Origin of the sequence: Mesorhizobium sp. WSM2240, assembly GCF_040438645.1 — a bacterium.
Classification (GTDB): Bacteria; Pseudomonadota; Alphaproteobacteria; order Rhizobiales; family Rhizobiaceae; genus Allomesorhizobium.
In genome coordinates this window covers 91757-106085 of sequence record NZ_CP159254.1, presented here as the reverse complement: position 1 = coordinate 106085, position 14329 = coordinate 91757, and the positions used below count along the sequence as shown (strand labels likewise).

The 14329-nt window shown below is 59.5% G+C and carries 11 protein-coding genes and 1 pseudogene; 3 read left to right on the top strand and 9 right to left on the bottom strand.

Annotated elements, in window-relative coordinates:
• Positions 1–263: 263 nt before the first annotated feature.
• The 7 genes and pseudogenes from ABVK50_RS28935 to ABVK50_RS28905 form a co-directional block, all read right to left on the bottom strand.
• Positions 264–1148, bottom strand: coding sequence for a zincin-like metallopeptidase domain-containing protein (locus ABVK50_RS28935; RefSeq protein ID WP_353646135.1), 885 nt, complete (start codon positions 1146–1148; stop codon positions 264–266).
• 228 nt (positions 1149–1376) lie between these two features.
• A complete protein-coding gene (locus ABVK50_RS28930) occupies positions 1377–2426 on the bottom strand; it encodes a Fic family protein (RefSeq protein WP_353646134.1) in 1050 nt (349 codons plus the stop codon).
• Between the two features lie 65 nt (positions 2427–2491).
• On the bottom strand, positions 2492–2698 hold the full coding sequence (locus ABVK50_RS28925) for a hypothetical protein (protein WP_353646133.1): 207 nt from the start codon (positions 2696–2698) through the stop codon (positions 2492–2494).
• Between the two features lie 120 nt (positions 2699–2818).
• Positions 2819–3151 carry a DUF736 family protein gene (locus ABVK50_RS28920; protein WP_127404257.1) on the bottom strand — a complete coding sequence of 111 codons (333 nt, stop codon included), beginning with the start codon at positions 3149–3151 and terminating at the stop codon, positions 2819–2821.
• Between the two features lie 397 nt (positions 3152–3548).
• Positions 3549–4034, bottom strand: a complete 486-nt coding sequence (locus tag ABVK50_RS28915) for a thermonuclease family protein (RefSeq protein ID WP_353646179.1) — start codon at positions 4032–4034, stop codon at positions 3549–3551.
• A 23-nt stretch (positions 4035–4057) separates the two neighbouring features.
• A pseudogene (gene repC / locus ABVK50_RS28910) lies at positions 4058–5334 on the bottom strand (plasmid replication protein RepC).
• A gap of 607 nt (positions 5335–5941) precedes the next feature.
• The gene (locus tag ABVK50_RS28905) at positions 5942–7870 is read right to left on the bottom strand and encodes a ParB/RepB/Spo0J family partition protein (RefSeq protein WP_353646131.1); all 1929 of its coding nucleotides are present in this window, start codon (positions 7868–7870) and stop codon (positions 5942–5944) included.
• 337 nt (positions 7871–8207) lie between these two features.
• Here ABVK50_RS28905 and ABVK50_RS28900 point away from each other — a divergent pair, with 337 nt between their 5' ends.
• Positions 8208–9260, top strand: coding sequence for a DUF2971 domain-containing protein (locus ABVK50_RS28900; protein WP_353646130.1), 1053 nt, complete (start codon positions 8208–8210; stop codon positions 9258–9260).
• A 241-nt stretch (positions 9261–9501) separates the two neighbouring features.
• Complete coding sequence (locus ABVK50_RS28895; RefSeq protein WP_353646129.1) at positions 9502–10362, top strand: hypothetical protein; 861 nt, start codon at positions 9502–9504, stop codon at positions 10360–10362.
• A 380-nt stretch (positions 10363–10742) separates the two neighbouring features.
• Here ABVK50_RS28895 and ABVK50_RS28890 read toward each other — a convergent pair whose 3' ends face one another.
• Both ABVK50_RS28890 and ABVK50_RS28885 read right to left on the bottom strand, forming a co-directional pair.
• On the bottom strand, positions 10743–11639 hold the full coding sequence (locus ABVK50_RS28890; RefSeq protein WP_353646128.1) for an ankyrin repeat domain-containing protein: 897 nt from the start codon (positions 11637–11639) through the stop codon (positions 10743–10745).
• 286 nt (positions 11640–11925) lie between these two features.
• Positions 11926–12279 carry a hypothetical protein gene (locus ABVK50_RS28885; RefSeq protein ID WP_353646127.1) on the bottom strand — a complete coding sequence of 118 codons (354 nt, stop codon included), beginning with the start codon at positions 12277–12279 and terminating at the stop codon, positions 11926–11928.
• 88 nt (positions 12280–12367) lie between these two features.
• Between ABVK50_RS28885 and ABVK50_RS28880 the strand changes: the two genes are divergently transcribed.
• On the top strand, positions 12368–14038 hold the full coding sequence (locus tag ABVK50_RS28880; RefSeq protein ID WP_353646126.1) for a winged helix-turn-helix domain-containing protein: 1671 nt from the start codon (positions 12368–12370) through the stop codon (positions 14036–14038).
• Positions 14039–14329: the final 291 nt, after the last annotated feature.

Sequence of the window (14329 nt, the reverse complement as noted above, 5' to 3'; positions counted from 1 at the left end):
CCTGGACCCTCGAACTGCGCAATTAAAGCTAAGACGCGGTAAACTGCGCAGTTACAATAAGACCCGATTCGTTACGAATTTACAAACGCTTAACCCTGACGCCGTTTCGAGGTTGGTTGTCCGCGGACAACTCCCTGCGAATGCAGGAGAACACCTCGACGCGAGCAGTGGTTGTCCGCGGACAACCATATAGACAGTCACGTGAAACTATGACGGAGTCGGGGCAAGCCCGACTCCTACAATCCGTCGGAAACCGCTTCTCCTTACGCAGCCTCCAGTCCGGACCTTGGCTGAAGCGAAGTCAGATAGTCGGCCGCGGCCTGCGCCTTGGCGGCGGCGGTGATGATAGCGCGCCTGTCGTTTTTCAGGACGGCAAGCCAACTTGCCAGGTAGGCGGCGGTGTTATCGCACGGATCATGAGCCACGCCGAGATCGGCGCAAAGGAATGATGCCGCGAGTTCAGCGACGAGCTCTTCCACGGCGTAGCTCTCCGTTCCGAATCGGCCACTGAGATCACGGTCCAGGCGATGCTTTGCGCCGGACCAGTGCGAGAGCTCATGCAGCAGGGTCGAATATAGGTGAACCTCGCTATCAAACCGGTCACGGCCCGGCATGAGGATGTCATCGCTGCTCGGCCGATAGCAGGCTTTCGTGCCGCTGTAGCTGACCTTCGCGTTGGTTTTTCTCACGAAAACCTCGACGGTTTCCAAGTGCGGAACAGGAACGCTCGGAAGCTCCTCGGCCGGGCTGAAAAACCGGTCAGGCAGGTTCTCGATCTGCTCGACATTGAAGACGGTGTATCCCTTGAGGTAGGGGATCGAGCGATCCTCGTCGCCTTCGCGCTCCTTCGGCGTGAACGTGCCGTACTTGACGACGAGCGTTCCTTTTTCGCCCTTCCGGACTTGCCCGCCAAGATCCTGCGCCTGTCGATAGGTCATCCAGGTGTTTTCCTCGTAACCGAACATCTGGCTGGACACCCACAGCATCAGGACATTGATGCCGCGATAGGCTTCGCCGGTCGCGCGGCGCGGGATGAGGGAGTGGCGGACGCTGCCGCGCCAAGGGCGGATCCAGGGCTTGGTGCCGGCTTCAAGCTGCTCGACGATCGTATCGGTGATGCGTTGGTAGGTGTCCTTGATGCTCTGCATGGCCGTCTCCATTCCGTTGGTTGACGGCAAAGAACGGAGATAGCCGAAGCGAGCACATGCACCTGTAGGGCCGAAACGGAGTGGAGGACCGCGACAGCGGTTGCATGGGAGAGGGGCTATCGTAGCTTGTCCGTCAAATCACCCAACGGACGGAGACGGCGCCGAGTATGCGGACGCCGGCCAGCACGACGCCAGCACAATGAGGCAGCCTGTTGTCTGTGGTGTGGGTTATCGACCGTGATCGTCGTCGTCGCGCTCACGGTCTCGCCGCGCCGCCATTTCGGCCTCGATAGCCTTCAGCCCGGCGCTTCTGTCCTGCTGCGGCTGCTCGGCCTGCTGGGGCCGCATGTGCGCCTCGGTGGCCTGTTGCTCGCGTCCCAGGCGGGAAAAGTCAGAGCGAGCGGTGAAAGAGACCTCAGAACTGCCATCGGGCAAGCGTTCGGGCAAGTCGGCGCGGTCGACGGCAATGATCCGCTCATCCGTGACGATACTGGCGACTCTGTCGTCATGGCCGAGAATTTGGCCGGTGATTTCCTCTCCCAGCCGTGCTGTGCGGATGTTGTGTTCAAACGGCTTCTCACCGCACTGTTCGAGGTCGGCAAATGCAGCACGAAGCGCCTCGCGGCGGTTCGGATTGATGCCGTCCTCCAGCACATGCTTCATTGCCGGACTGGACGGGTCGTTTGTGGTTTCGATTGATGCCTCGATCATCCGCGGCTTGCTGATGACGGTAAAATCCACCTCATGGCCGTAATGGCGGCCAAGCTCGATAATGAACGCTTCCTGGGCGCGACCGTTGCCCTCGCGGAATGGATGCACGTAATTGAGCTCGGCGAGGACCTGGCCCGCACGCTCAGCGAATTGCTCCGGGGTAGCAGTGCGAAGAACGTCGGGATCGCGGATCGGCTTGAAGGCCTCGTCCAGTCCGAAGTCGATGCGTGAGCCATGCAGGAATGAGGTGCCGCCCTTGGAAAGGTCGCCGATCGGCTCGACGCGCGCGCCGTCGATGCTTGGGCTTTCGTTGCGCGTGTGACCGGCCCACTCGTAAACGTCCTGGAAAATATAGCCGTGTATGGCCTTCAGATGTTCCTTGTCGAAATTGCCGCTCGGGCCGCGGCCCTCCCCAATCTCACTCTGTCGAATATGCGTCATGGCATACTCAGCCGGTCCCAGCTCCGAGTGTTTGGTTAGCCCGAACTTGTTGCGTAGGACACCGGCGCGATCTGGATCGCCGGGCGTGTCGGGGTAGGTGTACGATCCCTTTGCCTCGTCCGCCAATACGATTCCTCATGAAAAAAGCCGCCCGTGATCGCAGGCGGCTTGTGCACACCAGAGTTGGAGCGTCAGGCGCGCTTGAAACGCGCCTGCATCTGCACGCGAAATTCTTCCGACGTGATCTCGCCGGCGACATACCGGGCGTTGGCCGCCTCGAGAACAGGATCGTGGGCGTAGCCCTGCCGGATGTTGGCGGCGCGCGCCTGATCGGTGGCCTTCTTGCGCTTGGCAATGGCCTCCGGGGAACGATCCGGACGTGCGGAATGGATGTTCATCGGCAAATCTCCAGTTGCCTTGCACTGTAACAAGAAAAGTGCTGAAAATCCAGCACTTTGGGGTGCTTTTGGGCGTTTCTGAGGTGGGCGCCCGGCTTTTGGCCGGGCGCTTTACTGCGATTAATCGCGGGGTTCCCATTCGATGATCGCCTGCAGAGTCGGGTCGTCCTGGCCCGGGAAGCGGCCGAGATTGGCGTTGAAGCTGAGGCGCTTGATCGAGAGCGTATAGTAGGGCTTGCCCTCCGCGTTCTTCTTTTTCCAGATGCCGCCGACCTCGATGTCATGGCCGCGCGGCGACTTGGCATAGACGCGATGCGTCGGTGCTTTTTCGTTGTCCGAGCTGAACGGCACAGCGGCGATGTCCAGGTCGCGTTCGATGGTGGAGATGAGGCCTTTGCCCTTGGCGGCGTCGAGGTCGTCAGCATCGAACTGGATGTAGTTGGTGGTGGTCATGTCAGTCACTCCTCTTTGGTGGTTGCGATGATCGTTCACATGGCACGGCGGAAAGCGGTGTGCACCGAAGGCTGGAGCGCAGCGGAAGAGGCCGGCGGGCGAAAAAATTTGTCGCGCGAGGAAGCCGCAGGCGGGGAAATTTTTGGGACAGCCGGCTTTGCGCAAACCGCGTCGACGTGCGAACGAGCGTCAAAAGCAACCACCGGGGAGGGGTGAGACATGACGTTTTTGGCAACATTCACCCTGTTCGTTGTCGACCTGACAGGACAAGAAATGAGCCTATATTAGTCATTATTCGAGACCGTGCAACGAGCTTTGCGCGGTCTTTGCGCCAAAGCGCGAAGCAATATGGCTCACGTCATTTGCCGTTCGATAGCACCAATTTGGCTATCTGGGGTTAAGGCATCTGTGAGGACTTGGCGCGGCGATAGAGATGCGGACTTTCGATCTCAGCCGACCAGATCCCCAGACCCTTGCCACGCGCGCGGTTCTCGGCCTCCCCGTACTCAATCAGGCTGATAGAGTGGGAAGACGGCAGATATCGAAGCATCGCCTCGGCTAGCCCGGCGTTCACCATGGCGAGGCCAACATCGGTATCGCCGATGAAGCACTGCCCGACCAAACGGCGATACCGGTCCTGGTCGATGATTTCGCAACGGACATGCTGTCCATCGATCATCTTTCGAAGGTGACTGCGAGCAATGACACCGCAACGCCAGGTCTGGCCGTCCTTTAAGCCGGTCTGGTCGAGTTCGCATGCATCGATCGCGGCAATCCGAATGCGCTGCTGACGGATACTGATCGTGTCGCCGTCGATTACCCGCGCCTGGCCGGACCATGCCGACGGCTCGGCCGCCGCATCCATGCACCAGATTGCGGCCATGGCCGCCAATATCGTTCGAAATGTCAATTCAATGCCTCCATGGAATTACGGGCTGCCAGCCCGAAAATCGAGCGGGCAAGATGAAGCTCGCCGGCGGCAGCGCGGTCCGTCATGGCCCGCAAGTAGCCGCCCGTTTTACTTCCTGCCAGTCGTATTTCTGCAGCGTCACCGCGATTGCGACCGCTGCTTGCTGCTCGCCCATCTGTTCGATGGCGCGGCGTCGCGCATCATCGGAAATGCCCGTCAGGCGGCACATCAGCGGCACGAGCCGCGCCAGATCGGCCCAACTGCGGGGCAGGGCAAAGCCGTAGGCCTTTAAGGCCGGTATTGCCCGCACCAGGTCTTGCAATGCCACTACCGCCTGCGGCTGGCGCTCTCGCCCATTGACTTGGCTCGAAGCGCGCTCCAGGCTTGTTTCATAAGCCCTCTTGCTGGCGGAGCCAGCCTCTAGCAGATGAAGCTGTTCGGCGTCAGCCGAACGCCGATTGTCATTACTCTCTTCAAAAGGATCAGGGTTTGTAGTCTGTTTGTGTATGCCGTTTTCGGCATACGTGCATGTCGAATTTTCTGTTTCGGACGCAGATTCTGAACGCAGCGGAAGCTGCATCAGGCGCTCCACAAACCAGTCGAAAAGTGCCGAGGCCCGCCGGAGAAGGGCGCTCGGCGCCCTGGAGGCAACGCCGACAAGGGCGACGACCCGTTCGACGCGGCCCTCAATGCGAACCAGGGCGCGATCCGACAGCCTCGTAACCGTTGCCAGAGCATAGCGAAGGTTGCGCAGCGCGCCGCGATAGCGACGTAATGCTGCGCTCGCGGCCGATTTTTCGGCCTTGGCCTGCCGCACGAGCTGGTCGAGCTCGCGATAGCGGGCGATGAGGATCCGCATGTCGATGCCGCAACCGTCTACAATCGCACCATCGCCATTTCGCACCGGGTAGCGCTTGTAATTGCCGCTATCCTGCATCGTGATCAAGCCGGCGTCGAAAAGGCTGGACAGCATACGGCTCACACGACCGGCTGAGCGGCCGATCTCGAAGCCGAGCTGCTGGTTGGACTTGAAGATGATCGGACGGCCGGACTTGTCGAAGGCCTCGGCCGGGGCCGTGTTGACCAGAGTCACCAAAAGATGGCTTTCGGTCGCGCTGATCAATCCAATGCAAGTGAGGTTTTGTGCAAGCACGGCAAGCTGGCCGCGCGTCACCGTTCCGATCTCGGCCGACTGTGCCAGTCGCCGGTAATCGGCACGTTGTGGCGTCATTCGGCGACCGATTGGCCGCCGATCCGTATGGGGGTCACCCATGTCCTCGTCTCCTTTGTTAGGGACCAGGCAAAGCTTCCCCGTTCACCGAAGCGGTGTTTCTCAGTTGACAAGGAAGGGAGGGTTTGCGAGAAAGGTTTTGGCTTATTTTTTCACTGCAAACTCGCTTCCGGATTTTCGTTCGGGAGCGGTTTTTCTTTTTCTGGGCCGGTCTGTCTCTCCGTCTTAAAACGTTAGAATGCGCTAGTCGGAATCATGCTGATCCCGATGATTTGCGAAGCATAACCGGAATAACCGTTTTGGCGCAATAATTGTGGTACACGCGCCGCTCGCCGGAAGAGCCTGATGGGCTCGCATAAGGCGCATTTCCTTGCTTTTCCGTGTTTTCCAAGTGCAATACATATTCGGCTGCCTTTAAGTCAGTATACCGTATTGGCTCGCTGAAGTAGGAAAGAGCCGGCATGGCGGACCATGTCGGCTATCCAGGGCGGGGCAGGGAGTTTGAGGGGAGGGGGCTCGGGCCTCCCCTCAAAACGTAAATAAGGACAGTCGGATCCGGCCTTATTCATTCAGCGGCGGCCTCGACCGCGCTTTTGATAAAAGGTGGCCGGTCGCGCGGGAGAACACGCAACCGGCCTGCGGCTGATGTCTATTCAGCCGCTTCGGGGACCTGCTCGTTATCCTCGGTGTCCGTTTCGTGCTCGACAGGCCTCGCGTCGTCGTCGGCAGCGATCCGCACAGGGGCGGGTATCCAGCCACTACCGGCAACAAGTCGCTCGGCGATCATGACGGCTTCGGTCTTTTTGGCCGCTGCCTTGACGGAAAGCTCCGCCTCCCGGCCCTTAGCTTCGGCCACGGCAAGCTCGATGGTGGTCCGATTGACGTGCTTGAAATAGCTGTCGCCGGTCGTCTCGAACCACTCGGTCATGTCGACACTAAGTGCTCGGCCTAGCTGGTTGGCCTGCTCAATGCCCTCCTTGCGGTCGGTGAACTTCTTCTCTACCGCGTTGACCGCATGAGCGGCACCAAAGGCCAGCAGCGAAAGAAGCGCGTCCTGCGGCTGCTCTAGCAGCCAATCGAACAGATCGGCGGGATTGCCCGGCAGGTGATGGCCGTAGTTTTCGGACAGGTCACTGAACGCCGCAAGGCCCTTGCAGCTCTCGGCGTCCTTCATCGAAGGCTTCAACCGCTCATGGGTGATCGACAGTTGAAGCGCGCTTTGCTCCGAATTGTATGGATAGGCCACTTGCAACAGCATGGCATGCACAACGGCGACAAGGGCAACGTCAGGATTGTTCGCCAGTTCAATGCGCAGCGCTGCGGTTTTGTGGGCCGTCAGATCCTCTATCAGAGCCGCCGAATGCGTGACGGTCGGAATTGCGGGCTTTGCTTCGCCTGCGATACTCGGCAAGCCCTCGTCGCCCTCGTCCTCGTATGTTACCTCGGCATCGTCCGGCTTCACAAAACCGCGCTCGATGGAAAGCCTGCCGCAATAATCGAGCATGACGAAAGCGCCGCCGTTCGCCAGTGCCTCGGGGCTATAGGCTTCCGTGCGGGCGGTCAGGGCGTCAATCCGCTTTTCAACTTCCTCAAGCTTAGCCTCGGCCTCGTCGTCGGCAGCACCGCTCTCGATCAGTTCGGCAAGCTCGTCATATTCTGCCTGCGCGGCATCGAGCACTGCCTGATCTTCCTGGGAAAGGCTCACGTCTTCCGGATAGTGGCGCTCCATGCTGTGAAGTCCTTCCGGCATGGAAGTGCGGCACTCCACCCATTTCCAGCCTTCGGCACGTACCGTCCCGGCCGCCGCCTCAAGCTTTTCGGCCACCAGCTTTTCCAGCAGCACCGTATCAGTGGCATAACCGGCGTTGCGTTCATCGAAAAGGTCGCGAGTTACCGCGCCGCCCGCCGCTTCATAGGCGGCCAATCCGCCGATGAACTGGACACGCTTGTCCGTCGCGGCAACCAATTCCTCGGTGAGCGCGCGCCGGATGGAAAAAGCATCACGGTTCCAAGAGGGCAGGGCACTCCATACCTCAACCTGCCGCTGGTGATCGTCGCTGACGGTGAAGGCCGACAACTGCGCAAAACTCATGTCCTCGTCGCGGAACATCTGCAACAGCACCGGCGACACGCGGGCAAGCGCCAGCCGCTTGCGCACGATGGTTTCGGTTGTCCCGAAACGAGCGGCGATATCAGCGATTTCCTTGCCCTCATTGGCAAGGACGCTGAAGGCCTCGTACTGATCGACCGGGTGCATGTCCTCCCGCATGACATTTTCGGAAAGGCTGATTCCCGTGGCGTCCTCGCCGGAGCGCTCCTTGCATTCGACGGGAAAATCCTTCGCGATCTCGCCAGCCTCGGCCAGCAGAAGCAGCGCAGCACGGCGGCGACCGCCTGCCGTCACGAAGTAGCGGCCCTTCTTGTCGCCCTTCCGAACGACAATGTTTTGCAACAGCCGGTAGCCATCGGCTCGGATGCTTGCGGCCAACGCCTCGACGCCTTCGGCGTTGTAGGTCTTGCGAACGTTCTTCGGGTCCGCGTCCAGCTTGTTCAATGGGATGGTGATGGTGTCGGTCATGATGATTTCTCCTGATTTCCTTTTCCCGCGAAGCGGCTTCCTGCCCGAAGGGGCAGGAGCCCCGCTCCTGCTCCCGAGCTCGTGCGGAACAGCGGGGGAGAGGGGGCAAGGAGACAAATCGGAGGGGAATCACCCGCCCGAGGCAAAGCCGAAGGGGCGCGCTGGACCCGCTATGCGAATCCGCGTCGATCCTGCACGAAGCGCGGGCAAGACCCGTGCGAAGGAAGGACGGGGAGACCGATTTTCTCCTTGCAGGGGAGAGGGGGCAGCGCCCCCTTTCTCCATCAGGCGAAAGAACTTCGGCCCGCGCCAGCGGGGCGCCTGTTGACCGGAGAATGTGCTGCTCGAGGAAATGCAGGGGAGCGGCAAAAAGCTGCCGGTTCCTACCGACCTCGTCCGGGAGGCGGCAGGCCGGAAATCGCCGCACGCTACTAAGAAACGCGGACATCCAAAGAGATGCTTTTTGGGTCTGTGTCGGCTAGCGTGGCGTATGCCAATTCAACCCCATCCGAATCTGCCAGGTAGCCTTTACAAATACGCGTCACCTGACGCGGCGTTGGCGATTCTTCAAAATGGTACTCTTCAGTTCGGGCGGCCCAGCACCTTCGACGATGAATTCGATATGCGACTCAACCTCGCAATGAACATTGACGAGGAAACTGTGATCGTTGGAGCGCTAGATCAGATTTGGGAGTCAGCTTACGGGCCTGTACCAATCCCAGCGGGCAACAAGTTTGGCCGCGCCCTGCTCGCCCTGCGTTTCCTTTTCCCGCATCCCCCTGAGCGTGCAGAGTTCGACGCGTTCATGCGTCCCCAACTCGCCGACCGCGTTCGGCAATGGAATGCGGATTTGAAGCGCTTCTGCGATCTAATTGCGGGCGTATGTTCCAACCACAAGGTACTCTGCCTTTCGGCCAGCGCCACTATCGCGCCGATGTGGGGCCTCTACGCGGGCAATCACGAGGGCGCGGTCTTGCAGTATGCACCAACGAGCGACGACAGCTTTTTCCTGCTCGCAAGGCCCGTTGCATACGTGGCTGAAGTCCCCGTGCTGTTCGATAATGAGGGATTCATTGATTGGCTTTCCGGGCGACGGGCGCTCGATGAGGAGGAAAGCCTGCACGACCTCTTTGTCTACACGAAGACGCAGGCCTGGGCGGCGCAAGAGGAATGGCGCATCGTCGCTGGCGATGGCTGGCAACCCGACGCGGCTCGCGAGTTCGTGCCATTCGCAGCAGCGGATTTGCATAGTGTGATTTTCGGTTCACGGGCGAAGAATGAGTTGCGAAATGCAATCACGGCGCTGGTTGGTGAGCGGTATCCGGCATGCAGCCTTCGTCAACTCATCCGATCCGAGGTAAATTTGAACTACGAAGTTGTTGACCTTTAGCCGCACTACGCGCGGACGCATGCTGGACACGGCTCAATTGCTATCGCTCAACAATCGCTTCCGGGTTCAGGGAAAGCGGTCGGCTGACGAGTGACGCCCTATTGCAATCCGGTGGTAGACCGATTCCAATGCTCGGCATGGCCGGGCAGGAAGCGCTGTTCCGGAAAGTTCGATAGGCGATAGAGGCTTCATGGCCAGTGGCTCACCCCCGACACCGTCACTACACCTGGACATCAAGAAAATGTCCACCGTGTTCGGAAAGACCTCCGAAATCTACGGTCGTATTATCAATGATATCGCGCCTGACCTGATCAAGGAGAAGTACACGTTCGAGGAATTGTCCGAATTCGAGCGCAAGTCTCTGAATGAAGAAACTGGCCGGGAGTACTCTGGGCGCGTCTATTGGACCGAGATGCTCAACAGGGCGCATATGGCATCCGTCGCATCGGTTTTCAGAACAACCCGATGGATCGAGGTTGCGATCCGTGAACATGAGGCTGGAAGCCTCTACGGCTGCGCGTCAGCATGTAGAAGCCTTATCGAGTCGGCAGGCGACATCGGTCATAGCCTGAGTCCGGTGGCGCATACGCTCGCGAGAATTAAGGAAGCGGTCAAGGCTGAAATTTCAGGTCACGCCCCTGACGCGATGATCATTTCGAAGGAGCTGGAAGATTCCCTGATACACTTCTCGCATGCCCGCAAAGTGGCAAAAACTGAAATAGCACCTGACAGTCACAAGGCAATGCAGACGTTTAAGTACATTGACTACGTCGATCGGATGAAAATCCCCGGAGTGAAGCCTCTATACGCGAAACTATGCGAGATCGTTCACCCAGCTGCCGACTCTGTGTCGGTAACATTCGTTTCCGAAGACGGAGCCTGGCTCGCTGATCCCCGAAATGAAAGCGCGGTCCTCGAGACGTTGCTTTCCGAACGACGAAGCACTCTTTCGGGCGTTGTGATGGCTTCGTACAATGCGCCGCTGCTGATCCTGAAGACGCTTCACTCCTTCGACCTTTTCACAAAGTTGTCCGGACTGCGTAAGTACGGCTTCGACGACATTCCCGAGTGGCAGAAGATCGCAAGCGCGCTGCGGTCCTAGAACGCATGTCGGAACCGGGGCCGGAAGCGGATTGGCAGCTTCGAGTCTCGGATTATCAGAAGCGGACCTTCAGGCTCCTTCGGAGCATCAACGTGATTTGACCCAAGTCAGCGGTTGCGACCTCATTGCCGGACCGTCCTAAAATCGGGGAAAGCGCAGGTAGCAGGAATTGCCATCATTGGCCGGATTGATGTCCAAACCTGACATTCCATGATGCGTGTAAGCGAAGGGTGCCGCCTCGCCTCGTACCAAACATTTGCGCCCCCGCGAAAACGTCGCCTCAGTCGAGGCTGCCCGGCGACGAGAACGGCCGATTGGCGTCCACCACGAAGATGGCCAGCACATCGAGTTGCATGCCGCGCTCGCGCATCAGCCGGGACCTAGGGCAGAGGGATCGGCTTGTCGCTTAGCGTACGCAAATAGGCAATCAGATTAACACGTTCGGTCTCGTCGGGAACGCCGGAAATTTCCATGAGGACACCGGGCGTGGTGAGGAGGGGATCATAAAGAAAGGTGTTCAGATCCTCGTAAGTCCACGCGCCCTCCCAATCCCGCAAAGTCTTGGAATAATTGAATTCTGGCACCGATGCCCTGTCTCGGCCGACGACCTCCCACAAATTCGGACCAGTCTTGCCGCCCTTGCCTGGTTCGTTGGCGTGGCACCCGTCGCAATTTCTGCCGAAATAAATCCGGCCCTTCTCGACATCGGCGGCAACCAATTTCTCGACAATCGGTGCCGGCTTCGGCAGCACGACGCCATGCGCCATGAGATAGTCGGATATCTCGGAATGCTCGTAAAATCTGGCAAGATGGATGGGTGTCCGCGCGAAGGAGTCCGCTGTTCGGGCGTTGACATCAGCGCCCGCTTCGACCAGCGCTTTGACGCAGTCTAGGCAGCCGCGCTTGACGGCCAAATGGAGGGGAGTCTGCTTCCCCGCGGTCGAGTTCGGATTTGCGCCATGCGCCAACAGCAGCGTGATGAATTCAAACCGGTTTTTTGCCACCGCCGCCATCAGGGGTGTACCCCCAATCTTCGAGACGGCATTAACATCTGCGCCGCGCTCGATCAGCAGTTTGGCCGCATCAAGACGCTGCCTATTGATCGCATAATGGAGCGGCGCTGCGAGACCATCAGATTCGTTGACGTTTGCACCCGCATCCAGCGCAGCCGCGATGGCCGCAATGTCGCCCTTTTTGGCGGCGTCGTGAATGGCTGCCGCCTGGGATGTCATCGGGATCAAACAGAAACATATCAGCAACAGCATTCCAGCGCGCATCAGTTCCTCCCCTGCTGCAGGATAAGCATGGTACTCCTTCCGGGGGGTTACACGCCGCCCCGTCCCGGAAACTACGCCTCAGTCGAACTTGGCCGGCGACGAGAACGGTCGATTGACGTCCACCACGAAGATGGCCAGTTCATCGAGATCCGGTTGTGCCGGCGCTGAAGACCTCCATCGGCGTGTCGGCCCCGTGTCCGACCATGGCTGTGCCGGCTTCGGCATAGCTCACCCCGTGGGGCGTTCTCTGGCCGAGCTTGCCGGTCAGCACATAGAGGTCGGCTGTTCAGGATGACGAGCGCGTGTCGCGCCGCATGACTGGCACGAAGAGGTACTTCACGGTGCGTTCGTTTATCAGCAGCAGCGCCTTCGTCGCGTCCATATCGGGGGTCGCGACAGATCGGGTGCAGAGATAGAAGGCATCGCTCGTGGTTAGCATGATACGAGGGTCGCCTTCGCTGACCTGTTCCCTAAGGCTAACGACGTAGAAACCGTCAGGGTTGGAACGGACGTCGTCTCCCGAAGCAACCTCGTTGGCATGGTCAAGGCCACAGAATCTCGCGATGCGGGAATCCGCTTTTGCTGCCGTTTGCGCTACCAAAAGAAGAGCTAGAGCGATGATGGGCTTGGTGTGATTCATGTCTTCCTCCGTTCCATCCGGTGCTGATGGGATCGCTTGGAAGCGACGGCCGAATGGGCTAGGCTAGGAAGCACGCCAGGAGGGTGAAATGTCCCGAACGGCTCCTGAAATCGAACCGAAATCTGCTGAAACGATCACGTTCGGCGGTTTTGTTTTTCTTGCGAAAAGCAGAGAACTCCGAACCGTCGAAGGCAAAGCGGTCAATCTGCGCAGCCAGACTGCCGAGGTGCTCTCCTTGCTCGCTTCGCGACCGGGCGAGATCGTGTCCAAGGATGCGCTGATGCAGGCGGTCTGGCCCGATACCTTCGTGACCGACGACAGCCTCACTCAATGCATTGCCGATATTCGCCGCGCGTTGGGCGACGACAGGCACGTGATCGTGGAAACCCTCCCAAAGAGAGGTTACCGGCTGAATGCCGATCCATCGAACGCGGCGGACCCAAACGCCGCGGTCGGCACAGAACGAGCCAAGTCACGATTCTCGCGACCCGGCTTCATTCTTGCAGCGGTCGTTCTCGTCGCGGCAGCGATCGGCGCATACTACGGCATGGAGACCTGGCGAGCCGCCCCGGTTCGTTCGAGCGACATGCCGAGGATTGCGGTGCTTCCCTTCGAGGACTTCAGCACCGGTGCGGACAAGGAATATCTCAGCGATGCCGTCGCCGAGGGGATCATCACCGAGCTGGCACGGAGCAAGACTTACACCGTCATCGCCCGGAACTCGAGCTTCAGGTACCGCGACCAGCCGGTCGACACCAGGCAGATCGGAGATGAACTCGGCGTCGACTACCTGCTTGAAGGCAGCCAGCAGAAGATCGGAGAGCGGCTGAAAGTGACCGCCCAGTTGCTGAACGCGCATGACGGATCGCATGTCTGGGCCAACACCTACAACCGAGAGATTGGCGATCTTTTCGTCGTCCAGGAGGAGATCATCCGCACGCTTGCGGATCGGGTCGGGCGCAGGATCGAGCGACCCTTGCCACAGAGCGACACTGCGCAGGTCAGCGCGCTCCGCTATGTCCAGATGGGGTTTGCCGAGACAGACAAGGATTTCTCTGCTGCGGGGAACGAGCTGCTACGGCAGTTCAGCCTCAAGGCGATCGAAGCGGATCCGAACTCCCAGTTCGGCTATATCGGGCTGGCCTTTTCCTATCGCAATGACGCGCTATTCTGGCACAAGCAGGAGAACAACCCCGACGAGGCGTTGAAGCGCGGCGCCGAATACGCGGACAAGGCAATCCTGCTCGCTCCGGACGATGCCAATGCGCATTATGTCCGCGCCAAAATTCATACCGAAGCCGGAGAGATCGAGCAGGCCATTGCGCGGTACGATCAGGCGATCGCCCTCAATCCCAGCGCCTCGAATATCCTCGCCGGCAGTGCGTCCCCGCTGATCTTTGCCGGCCGAATTGACGAAGCGATCGATCGGATCGAGCAGGCCAAGGGCATCGATCCTTTCCATCCTGACTGGTACCACTGGGACATGGGCTGGGCGCTGTGGGAAAAGAACGATTGCGGGGCTGCGCTGACCGCGATGCGGAAAATGTCAAGAATTACGAGCGGCGCACACCGAATGCTTGCGGGGATCCACGCCTGTCTGGGAAACCAGCGGGAGGCAAAGGAAGCGCTTGCGGTTTTCCTCAAGGACTCGCCCGGCGACTCCATCAGCAAACAACGCAAGCAGTGGGAGAAGATGTGGGCTGCTCCCAGCCTCGACCGCTGGATCGAACACATGCGGATCGCGGGGCTGCCGGAGTGACGGCCGGCCGTATGTGGCCCGGCAGCGGGAGATAGGCCGAACAACGGTTGGAGCCTCGTGCCGTCAGCGCTAGTTGCCGCCAAAGCAGGATCCATTATTCGCCAGGAATATTGGGGCGGGAACGTCGGCAATGGGGCCCGACTTGCGCCAATAGTGCGCTTGCACCCGAACTTCTGGAACAAGTCCGACGGCTGCCGTTCATCGGCGATGCCTCGAACTTCCGCAGATGGCGCAACCGGGACCTCTGAACGGTCGCCAATAATGTCGCTTTAGTATTTATTCGTGCGCTTT

Coding starts and splice junctions, on each gene's coding strand:
- ABVK50_RS28885 (WP_353646127.1), bottom strand. CDS start 12,279: ATGAATCACACCAAGCCCATCATCGCTCTAGCTCTTCTTTTGGTAGCG.
- ABVK50_RS28915 (WP_353646179.1), bottom strand. CDS start 4,034: ATGGCCGCAATCTGGTGCATGGATGCGGCGGCCGAGCCGTCGGCATGG.
- ABVK50_RS28880 (WP_353646126.1), top strand. CDS start 12,368: ATGTCCCGAACGGCTCCTGAAATCGAACCGAAATCTGCTGAAACGATC.
- ABVK50_RS28920 (WP_127404257.1), bottom strand. CDS start 3,151: ATGACCACCACCAACTACATCCAGTTCGATGCTGACGACCTCGACGCC.
- ABVK50_RS28890 (WP_353646128.1), bottom strand. CDS start 11,639: ATGCGCGCTGGAATGCTGTTGCTGATATGTTTCTGTTTGATCCCGATG.
- ABVK50_RS28935 (WP_353646135.1), bottom strand. CDS start 1,148: ATGCAGAGCATCAAGGACACCTACCAACGCATCACCGATACGATCGTC.
- ABVK50_RS28925 (WP_353646133.1), bottom strand. CDS start 2,698: ATGAACATCCATTCCGCACGTCCGGATCGTTCCCCGGAGGCCATTGCC.
- ABVK50_RS28905 (WP_353646131.1), bottom strand. CDS start 7,870: ATGACCGACACCATCACCATCCCATTGAACAAGCTGGACGCGGACCCG.
- ABVK50_RS28895 (WP_353646129.1), top strand. CDS start 9,502: ATGTCCACCGTGTTCGGAAAGACCTCCGAAATCTACGGTCGTATTATC.